The 10,089-nt window shown below is 69.1% G+C and carries 9 protein-coding genes; 5 read left to right on the top strand and 4 right to left on the bottom strand.

The features are described 5' to 3' along the window. Nucleotides 1-4: 4 nt before the first annotated feature. Nucleotides 5-1,402, bottom strand: coding sequence for a threonine/serine ThrE exporter family protein (locus ACMW4R_RS17370; RefSeq protein WP_418300535.1), 1,398 nt, complete (start codon nt 1,400-1,402; stop codon nt 5-7). Nucleotides 1,403-1,583: 181 nt separating this feature from the next. On the opposite strand from ACMW4R_RS17370, the gene ACMW4R_RS17375 reads away from it, so the two are divergent. Then, nucleotides 1,584-2,870: an aspartate kinase gene (locus ACMW4R_RS17375; RefSeq protein WP_058597211.1), complete on the top strand. Its 1,287-nt coding sequence runs from the start codon at nt 1,584-1,586 to the stop codon at nt 2,868-2,870. Nucleotides 2,871-2,876: 6 nt separating this feature from the next. On the opposite strand, the gene ACMW4R_RS17380 is transcribed toward ACMW4R_RS17375, so the two are convergent. The 3 genes from ACMW4R_RS17380 to ACMW4R_RS17390 form a co-directional block, all read right to left on the bottom strand. Next, entirely contained in the window at nt 2,877-3,647 is a 771-nt protein-coding gene (locus ACMW4R_RS17380) for a FadR/GntR family transcriptional regulator (RefSeq protein WP_058614597.1), read from the bottom strand. Nucleotides 3,648-3,716: 69 nt separating this feature from the next. Further along, nucleotides 3,717-5,216 (bottom strand): APC family permease, encoded by a 1,500-nt coding sequence (locus ACMW4R_RS17385; RefSeq protein WP_418300536.1) that lies wholly within the window; start codon nt 5,214-5,216, stop codon nt 3,717-3,719. Further along, nucleotides 5,200-6,054: a carbon-nitrogen hydrolase family protein gene (locus ACMW4R_RS17390; RefSeq protein ID WP_418300537.1), complete on the bottom strand. Its 855-nt coding sequence runs from the start codon at nt 6,052-6,054 to the stop codon at nt 5,200-5,202. The genes ACMW4R_RS17385 and ACMW4R_RS17390 overlap by 17 nt, the downstream gene beginning before the upstream one ends. Before the next feature lie 130 nt (nt 6,055-6,184). Between ACMW4R_RS17390 and ACMW4R_RS17395 the strand changes: the two genes are divergently transcribed. From ACMW4R_RS17395 to ACMW4R_RS17410, 4 genes are all read left to right on the top strand, one after another. Then, a complete protein-coding gene (locus tag ACMW4R_RS17395; protein WP_058597212.1) occupies nt 6,185-7,255 on the top strand; it encodes an aspartate-semialdehyde dehydrogenase in 1,071 nt (356 codons plus the stop codon). Nucleotides 7,256-7,356: 101 nt separating this feature from the next. Beyond that, nucleotides 7,357-8,829: a malate:quinone oxidoreductase gene (locus ACMW4R_RS17400; protein ID WP_058597213.1), complete on the top strand. Its 1,473-nt coding sequence runs from the start codon at nt 7,357-7,359 to the stop codon at nt 8,827-8,829. A gap of 4 nt (nt 8,830-8,833) precedes the next feature. After that, entirely contained in the window at nt 8,834-9,439 is a 606-nt protein-coding gene (locus tag ACMW4R_RS17405) for a thymidine kinase (RefSeq protein ID WP_058597214.1), read from the top strand. Between the two features lie 121 nt (nt 9,440-9,560). Further along, on the top strand, nt 9,561-10,089 hold a 529-nt coding region (locus tag ACMW4R_RS17410; RefSeq protein WP_418300538.1), incomplete at its 3' end, for an SDR family NAD(P)-dependent oxidoreductase.

The raw sequence follows: 10,089 nt of genomic DNA on the forward strand, positions 1-10,089 counted from the left end.
GCGCTCAGCGCCGCGTGCGCGCCCGTGTCCGCACCACGCTCGACAGCGTCGCCCGGACGGGCTGACCGAGGTAGATGCCGAGCGACGCCCCGACCGCGAGCGCGATCCCGATGGTCGCCGCCCCCGTGAGTGTCGTGACGCCGGTCATGAGCACCGCCGGGTCGTCGCCCGACTCCACGATCCCCAGCAGTCCGCGGAACACCGCCGCTCCCGGGACCATGGGCAGGATCGCCGCGGTCGTGATCGCCACCGACGGCACGTGCAGGCGGTACGCGACGACGATGCCGGCGAAGCTGCCGATGAACGCGCCCACGCCGCTCGCCGCGGCGACCTCGAAGCCGAGCGATGAGGCGCCGACGTAGCCCGCCCAGGCGACAAGGCTCAGCGCCGCGCTGACGACGATGATCCGTGCTCCCGCGCCGTTGATCGCGGCGACGGCGATCGCGATGACCGCAGCGCCGATGAACTGCACGCTCACCGGCCCGAGCGGTAAGGCGTTCGAGGGAGGCGACATCCCCATTCCCAGCACGCGCACGGTCTCGAGCCCCGCGAGGATCCCGAGCACCACGCCCAACGTCTGCGTGGTCAGCTCGAGGATGCGGCCCGTCGCGGTGAGCGCGAAGCCGTCGATGGCATCCTGAGCCGCCCCGACGACGGTCAGCCCCGCGAGCATGAGGACGATCCCGGATGCCACGATCACCGACGGTCGGATCGCGGCGGCCGCCTCGATTCCGGTGTATCGGAGCAGCGGAGACAGCGCCGCCACGACGGTCAGCACGAAGCCACCCGCGATCTGTGCGAAGAAGTACGGCACGCGCGCCCGGGCCAGGACGTGCTGCGTGGTCGCGGCGAGGCCCGCGGCGATGAACGACAGCACCAGCGCGAGCCAGTTGGCGCCGAACATGATCGCGACCCCCACGGCGAGGCCGGCTTGAGCGGCGATGACGATCGCCGGGCGGTAGCGGAACGGGAGCCTCCGGATCGCCCGGCATCGCGCGATGGCGTCGTCGAGCGCGAGCCCGCCGGCGATCTCGGCGACGAGGGCTTGCAGTCGCTGGAGCTTGGCGTGGTCGGGCACCGACCCCCGCACGACGCGCAGGAGCGTGGTGGGGTGTGAGGCCCCCGGGCGGCTGTGCGCGATCGTGATCGAGTTGTAGGTCACGTCGACGTGCACCGGATCCAGGCCATAGGCGCCGCAGACCCGCACGATCGTCAGTGTCACCTCGCTCGCCGGTGCCCCGACGACGAGCATCGTCTCGCCGATGCGGATCGCGAGATCGAGGATGCGGGCGGAGAACGCCTCGTCGATGACGGGAAGCAGGTGCGTGTCGGGGGAGCCGGAGTCCTCGGTGTGCACGAGACGGCGCAACGACGACAGCAGTCGGCGCGGGGTGGGGGACAACCGCGAGCCTCCAGGGGCAGAGAACCGGGTGGGGAAGGCTCGATCCTATCCGCGCGGGCTGACCGGGCTCCGCGCATGACGGGGGCGGCATACCCGCGCCCCTAGGATGGACCCTCGGGTGCGGCATCCGAGCGCCCCGTCGTGGCATCCCGACGCTCGTCCCTCCCCGGGAGTTCTCCTTATGGCGCTGATCGTCCAGAAGTACGGCGGTTCGTCCGTCGCCGACGCCGAGAGTATCAAGCGCGTCGCCAAGCGCATCGTCGACACGCGTCGCGCGGGGCACGAGGTCGTCGTCGCCGTCAGCGCGATGGGCGACACGACCGACGAGCTGCTCGACCTCGCGGGTCAGGTCGCCCCGATCCCCGCTCCGCGCGAGCTCGACATGCTGCTCTCCAGCGGGGAGCGCATCTCGATGGCGCTGCTGGCCATGGCGATCCACTCGATGGGCTTCGAGGCCCGCTCCTTCACCGGCAGCCAGGCGGGAATGATCACGGATGCCACACACGGCGCCGCCCGCATCGTCGACGTCACGCCCGTGCGTCTGCGCGAAGCGCTCGACGAGGGCGCGATCGTCATCGTCGCCGGCTTCCAGGGCTTCAACCGCGACACCCGCGACATCACGACGCTCGGCCGCGGCGGCTCCGACACCACCGCCGTCGCGCTCGCCGCGGCCCTGAAGGCCGATGTCTGCGAGATCTACAGCGACGTCGACGGCATCTTCACCGCTGACCCCCGCGTCGTGCCCCTGGCCCGCAAGCTCGACCGTGTCGGCAGCGAAGAGATGCTCGAGCTCGCCGCCAACGGCGCGAAGGTCCTCTACATCCGCGCCGTCGAGTACGCGCGCCGCCACGGCGTGCTGATCCACGCGCGATCCACGTTCAGCTCGGGCGAGGGCACGTGGGTGCTCGACGCCTCCAAGTCCTCCCCCCTCGTCCCCGAAAGTGAAGCCATGGAAGAGCCCATCGTCGCCGGCGTCGCCACCGACCTCAGCCAGGCGAAGATCACCGTCATCGGCGTCCCCGACGTCCCCGGCAAGGCCGCCGACATCTTCAAGATCGTCGCCAAGTCCGGCGCGAACGTCGACATGATCGTGCAGAACGTCTCGGCCGCCGCGACCGGCCGCACCGACATCTCGTTCACGCTGCCCAAGACCGATGCCACGACGGCGCTGAAGGCGCTCGCCGGTGAGCAGGCCGAGGTCGGATTCGAGAGCCTCGTGCACGACGACCAGATCGGCAAGCTGTCGGTCGTGGGTGCGGGCATGCGCACGCACTCGGGCGTCTCGGCGACGCTGTTCGAAGCGTTGAGCATGGCGGGCGTCAACATCGAGATGATCTCGACCTCCGAGATCCGCATCTCGGTGGTCGTGCGCGGTGTCGACCTCGCCGAGGCCGCGCGTCTCGTGCACACCGCTTACGGTCTGGACGGCGAGGCCGAGGCCACCGTCCACGCCGGCACCGGGCGCTGATCCGCCCTATCGCCCCGATCCGCTGGGCCGCTGCGAGATGAACATCGACTCGCGGAGTTCGCGCACGTGCGCGAGCGCTTCCCGGGCAGCGATCCGCGCCTCGCCGCGGTCTATCGCCTCGAGGACGGCGCGGTGCTGGGCGTTGCTCTCGCGCAGGTAGGCGATCGGATACGGAACGAAGTAGGCGTAGAGCGCGTCGGCGACCGCCTGGTGCTGTGCCAACGCCCAGTCGTGCCCGGATGCCGCCGCCACGGCGCGGTGGAAGCGCACGTCCGCCGCGTGGAACTCGGTCCAGTCCTCTGCTGCCTCCGCGGCGGCGATCGCCTCGCGCGCATCGTCCAGATGGGCCGCGGTGGCCGGGTCTCCGTGTCGCCACGCCGCCTCCGCCGCGAGGGCGGATTCGATGAGAGCGCGTTCGTCGATCAGTGCCCGGACGGTCGGGGCTTCGTCTCGGAAGCGCTGCACCGCGGGGTCTTCCGCCCACCGCGTCGGGTCGACGTCCGCTGCGACGAACGTGCCGCCGTGGCGGCCGCGCTTGCGCGTGAGCACGTTCTCCTCGGTGAGAGCACCGAAGGCCCGGCGGATCGTGGCGACGCTGACGTCCAGCGCCTCGGCCGACCTCGCGTCGGAGGGCAGGCGGTCACCGGCTTTCAGCAGACCGAGCTCGATCGCCAGATACAGTCGCGCGCGCACCGCGTCGAACATCGACAGGGGCGCGACCCCCGACAGCGCCGGCGCGACGAAGTGCTCGTCCGCGCCGGCGCTCTTCGAGGTCATCCCTCGATCATGTCATCGTGCGTTCGCCGGCGTGGTGTCACGTCGAGGCGGTCTCACGCCGGGGCGGTCTCACGCTGCGGCGTTGTCCTCCTGCTCGAGTTTGTCGATGGCGCCGGTCGGGGTGGCATCCGGGATCTGGATCTCACCGATGCGGTGGCGGCCACCCAGGAGCGCGCCGAGCACTCCCGCGGCGACGGGGACGAGGGCGAGCACGATCGACAGCTCGACGCTGCCGCCCGTGATGAGCGTGAAGTTCGACAGAACGAGCCAGAGCGAGACGGCCAGTCCGATCACCGCGGCGATCGGCGCCACCACCGCGCGGCCGATGAGCCCCGCGCGGACGCGGGCGTTCCGGCGGAAGAACACGAAGACGGCGACCGAGGTGAGGAGCATCAGCAGGACCATGCCGACAGTCGCCACACCCGCCATCGATCCGAAGACGCCGATGAGGGGGTCGACGTCGAACACCGCGAACGCACCCACCAGGATCGCGGCGGTGACGCTCTGCACGACCGATGAGAAGGCGGGGGAGTGGTGTGCGCCGTGGACGGAAGCCAGCCGCCGCGGGACGACACCGCGACCCGCCAGCGTGAACTGGTAGCGCGCGATCACGTTGTGGAACGACAGCACGCAGGCGAAGAGGCTCGTGACGAGCAGGACCTGCACGATGTCCTGGAAGATCGGGCCGAGGTAACGCCCGGTCAGGTCGATGAGCATGTTCGCGTCGCCCGCGAGGGTCGCCTGCGCGAGAGCCACGGCCCCCGACGCTCCGGCGCCGGTGACGAGAGCCCAGCAGGAGATGGCGTAGAACACGCCGATGATCAGCACAGCGAGGTAGGTGGCGCGCGGAATGGTGCGCGCCGGGTCGCGGGCTTCGTCGCGGAACACGGCCGTGGCCTCGAAGCCGATGAACCCCGTCAGGGCGAAGAGCACCGACACGGCAAGACCCGGCGAGAAGACGTTCTCAGGCGCGAATGTCGACCACACGATGCCCTCGGCGCCTCCGGTGGCGAACACCACGGAGTCGAGGACGACCACCACGGCGATCTCGGCGACGAGGGCGACACCGAGGACGCGCGAGGACAGGTCGATGTGTCGATAGCCGAGGACGGCCACGAGGAGGAGGGCGATGAAGGAGTAGACGCCCCAGTGCAGCTCCGGCCCGCCGAAGAAGGTGACCAGGCCGCCGAACGCCCAGCCGAGGTACCCGTACACGCCCACCTGGATGGCGGTGTAGGCGACGAGCGCGACGAAGGCGGCCGCGAGGCCGGCGCGCGGGCCCATTCCCGCGGCCGCGTAGGAGAAGAAGGCCCCCGCGTCGCGGACGTACGGCGTCATCGTCACGAAGCCGACGGCGAAGACGAGCAGCACGACCGCCGCGAGGATGAACCCCACCGGGGCGCCTGCGCCGTTGCCTGCGCCGACGGCGATCGGGACGTTGCCTCCGATGACCGTGAGGGGTGCCGCCGCGGCGATCACCATGAAGACGATGGAGCCGGTTCCCAGGCGGCCGGTCAGCCTCTTCTGCCCGCTCGAGCGCGGGGTCTGTGTCTCATCGGATGCGGTCATGTGAATCGTCCTCCTCGGGAAGCGGATTGGTGCGGGGAACGGGGGAGACAGCCAGGTCGGGACGTCGATCCGAGAGGTAGGGGTTGCGAGAGCGTGAGCGCTCGACGGCCCCGGCGTCGATCGTCGCGAAGAGGAGGTCCTCCTCGGCGGCACCGGCGTGGGCGAGGACCGATCCGTCGGCGTCCACGATGCTGCTGCGCCCGACGTAGTGGAGGTGCCCCTCGGAGCCGACCCGATTCGCGTACGCGATCGCGATCTGGTTCTCCCACGCCCGGACGCGCAGCAGGTGTTCCGCGATGAACTCGTAGGGCTCCATCTGCGCGGTGGGTACGATCACGAGCTGCGCGCCGGCCAGCGCGAGCGCCCGGACGTTCTCGGGGAACTCCACGTCGTAGCAGATGAGCATCGCCAGACGCACGCCGCGGAAGGAGATCACCGGGCCGAGCGTGTCGCCGGCGGCGAACAGTGCCCGGTCGAGGGCACCGAAGAGATGAGTCTTGTCGTACCGGGCGATCAGGGAGCCGTCGGCGTCGATGAGGAGCACGCTGTTGGCGATGCCGTCGGGCCGTCGGACTCCCGTGCCGACGGCCGCCGCCAGACCGCTGTCGCGCACCGCCGTCCGGATCCGATCGGACAGGTCGTCGGTGACGACGGCGTCGAGGCGCTCCCCGATGTTGTAGCCGGTGACGAACATCTCCGGCGTGATGAGCAGGTCCGCCCCGAGTGAGCGGGCCCGTCCGGCCGCTGCGGCCAGCGTCCGCAGATTGCCCTCGACATCGCCCTCGATGCCGGCGCTCTGCAGAACGGCGATTCGGAGAGAGGAGTTCAAAGTGCTCATTTTGAACACTATAGAGAGCGTGTTGTTTCCGCCGTATGACTTTCTTTTGCGGCCATCGTGGATCGCGGGTCCGGCCGCGGGTTCGCGCATCGGTAGAATTCCGGAAACCCGAAATGAATGAGGCTCCCGCATGACCCGCATCTCCGATTCCGGAATCTCCCTCGCCGTCGTCGGCGCCACCGGCCAGGTCGGCACCGTCATGCTCGAGATCCTCGCCGAGCGGTCGTTCCCGATTCGCGAGCTGCGCCTCTTCGCCACGGCCCGCTCCGCCGGCACCTCGATCGACTTCGGTGGCCACTCGGTCGTCGTCGAAGACGTCGCCACGGCCGATCCCGCCGGCGTCGAGGTCGCGCTGTTCTCGGCCGGTGCCACCGGTTCGCGCGCGCACGCTCCCCGCTTCGCCGAGGCCGGCGCCCTCGTCATCGACAACTCGAGCGCGTGGCGCATGGACCCCGAGGTTCCGCTCGTCGTGAGCGAGGTCAACCCGCACGCGATCGATGAGGCCGTCAAGGGCATCGTCGCGAACCCCAACTGCACGACCATGGCCGCGATGCCGGTGCTGAAGGTGCTCGACACCGAGGCCGGGCTCGAGCGCCTGATCGTCAGCACCTACCAGGCGGTCTCCGGCTCCGGCCTCGCGGGCGCCCAGGAGCTCCTCGGCCAGGTCGAGGGCGTTCTCGCGCAGGGCGACGTGGAGCGGCTCGTCCGCGACGGCTCGGCCCTCGACTTCCCGCAGCCCGAGAAGTACGTCGCCCCCATCGCCTTCGACGTCATCCCCTTCGCGGGCAACCTCGTCGACGACGGCCTCAACGAGACCGACGAAGAGAAGAAGCTTCGCAACGAGAGCCGCAAGATCCTCGAGCTGCCCGACCTCCGTGTCGCGGGCACGTGCGTGCGCGTTCCCGTCTTCACGGGCCACTCGCTCAGCATCAACGCCGAGTTCGCGCGCGACCTCTCGCCCGAGCGTGCGCGCGAGCTCCTCGCCGACGCTCCCGGGGTGAAGCTCGAAGAGGTCCCCACGCCGCTCCAGGCGGCCGGCACCGACCCGAGCTACGTCGGGCGCATCCGTGCGGACCAGTCCGCTCCCGAGGGCAAGGGGCTCGTGCTGTTCATCAGCAACGACAACCTGCGCAAGGGTGCCGCGCTCAACGCCGTGCAGATCGCCGAGATCGTCGCGCAGAAGCTCGCCGCGCGCGTCTGAGTCGGCGGCATCCGGATGCCGTGAGCCGGGGTTGTCTCGACATCGAACCGACCGATCTCTCGATGTCGAGAGACCTTGCGGCCCGCGCCTAGAATCGTCGGGTGACTGAAAACGTCGATGTTCTCCTCATCGGTGGCGGCATCATGTCCGCCACTCTCGGCACGTTGCTGAAAGACCTCCAGCCCGATCTGAAGATCGCGGTCATGGAGCGCTTGAGCGACGTCGCGCAGGAGAGCTCGAACGCCTGGAACAACGCGGGCACCGGTCACGCGGCGCTCTGCGAGCTCAACTACACGCCCGAGGCGAAAGACGGGTCGATCGACCCCGCCAAAGCGATCACGATCAACGAGCAGTTCCAGCAGAGCCGACAGCTCTGGGCCTCGCTGGTCGCCGAGGGCGTGCTCGACGAGCCGTCGACGTTCATCAACGCGACCCCGCACATGACCTTCGTCCGCGGAGAGAAAGACGTCGCGTTCCTCCGCAAGCGTTACGAGGTCCTCAAGGAGCAGCCGCTGTTCGCGGGCATCGAGTACACCGAGGACTCGCGGGTCATCAACCAATGGGCGCCGCTGCTCATGCAGAAGCGCCGCAAGGGCGAGCCCTTCGCGGCCACGCGCGTCCCCGCCGGCACCGACGTCGACTTCGGCTCGCTCACGCGACAGCTCTTCGCGAACCTGCGCGAGAAGGGCGTCGAGGTCGTCACCAACCACGACGTCAAGAAGCTGAAGAAGCAGAAGGACGGCTCCTGGGAGGTCTCGTACCGCCACGTGATCGGCGGCACCCCCGGTTCGATCAACGCGAAGTTCGTCTTCGTCGGTGCGGGCGGCTGGGCGCTCAAGCTCCTGCAGCGTTCCGGCATCCCCGAGATCAAGGGCTACGGCGTCTTCCCGATCGGCGGGCAGTGGCTCAAGACCTCCAACCCCGACATCGTCGCGAAGCACCGCGCGAAGGTCTACTCGCAGGCGTCGGTCGGTGCCCCGCCGATGTCGGTTCCGCACCTCGACACGCGCGTGATCGACGGGGAGTCCTCGCTGCTCTTCGGTCCTTTCGCCACGTTCAGCCCGAAGTTCCTCAAGAACGGCTCGATGCTCGACATCGTGACGCAGGTGCGCCCGCACAACCTGCTGCCCATGCTGAAGGTCGCCGTCGACAACCCGGGTCTCATCAAGTACCTGATCAGCGAACTCCTGAAGACGCACGCGAAGAAGGTCGACAGCCTCCGCGACTTCATGCCGACGGCGAAGGCCGAGGACTGGGAGCTGCTCGACGCGGGTCAGCGCGCTCAGGTGATGAAGAAAGACAAAGACAAGGGCGGTGTGCTCCAGTTCGGCACCGAGGTCATCACGGCCTCCGACCGATCGATCGCCGGTCTTCTCGGTGCCTCTCCGGGTGCCTCGACCGCGGTGTCAATCATGCTCGGCCTGATCAAGACGTGCTTCCCCGAGCGCATGCCCGAGTGGGAGCCGCGGCTTCGCGAGCTCATCCCGAGCTACGGCGAGTCGCTCAACACCCACCCCGAGGCGGCGCGCCGAGAACTGGATGCCACGGCCCAGGCGCTGAAGATCAACCCCTGATCCCGTGGCGAAGCTGTACTTCCGCTACGGAGCGATGAACTCGGGCAAGTCGACGGCCCTGCTGCAGGCGGCGTACAACTACGAGGAGCGCGGGCAACGCGTCCTTCTCGCCAAGCCCGAGATCGACACGAAGGGCGCCGATCAGATCGAGAGTCGCCTGGGCGTGAACCGACGGGTCGACTTCCTCGTGGGGCCGGACGACGACCTGCGCGCGGTCTTCGCGGCCGCAGCAGGTCCCGAGCCCGTCGCCTCGCTCCTGGTCGACGAGGCGCAGTTCTTCACCCCCACCCAGGTCGATGATCTGCTCCGCATCGCGGTGCTCGACGACGTGCCGGTGCTCGCCTACGGCATCCGTACCGATTTCCGCACGGAGGCGTTCCCGGGGTCGGCGCGGCTGATGGAGATCGCGCACAGCCTCGAAGAGCTCAAGACCATCTGCCGGTGCGGTCGTAAGGCGATCTTCAACGCGAGGTTGGTGGGCGGCCGCTTCGTCTTCGACGGCGATCAGGTGGCGATCGACGAGGCTCAGATCCAGGGCGAGGTCACGTACGAGTCGATGTGCGCCGCGTGCTACCTGCGCGAGTCCGGCGGCCGCCTCGACGGTCGCTGAGACCGCTCGCCCTCCCCGTGAGGCCTCCCACATGACTTACGGCGTACGTACGCGCGGACTGTGGTTGGGCGTGCATCCGGCGCGAGTCAGCGGCGACCTTGCCGAACGATAGCCTGGGAGTATGCGCGTACTCCTGGCCGGCGGTGCCGGTTACATCGGAACCCACACGGCCGTCGCCCTCCTCGAAGCCGGTCACGATGTCGTCCTGCTCGACGACCTGTCCGGCACGCACGAGGTCGCCGCGGAGCGCGTGGAGCGCATCACGGGAAAGCCCGCACCGCTCGTCATCGGCGACGCGGCCGACGACGCGGTCGTCTCCGCCGCCTTCGAGGCCCACGGCCCCATCGACGCGATAATCCACCTCGCCGCCTTCAAAGCGGTGGGGGAGTCCACGCAGAAGCCCTTGGAGTACTACTCCAACAACCTCGACACCACGTTCGCGCTCCTTCGCGTGGGCCTGGCGCACGGCATCCGGTCGTTCGTGTTCTCGTCCACCGGGACCGTGTACTCCGACCCGGCCGACCTGCCGTTCACCGAAGAGTCGACGACGAGCATCGACCTCTCGAACGCGTACAGCAAGTCCAAGCGCATGAATGAGGTCGTGCTCGCCGACGTCGCCCGCGTGAACCCCGAGCTCAACGTGACGGTGC

The organism is Microbacterium sp. S1037 (assembly GCF_048381605.1).
GTDB lineage: Bacteria > Actinomycetota > Actinomycetes > Actinomycetales > Microbacteriaceae > Microbacterium > Microbacterium testaceum_B.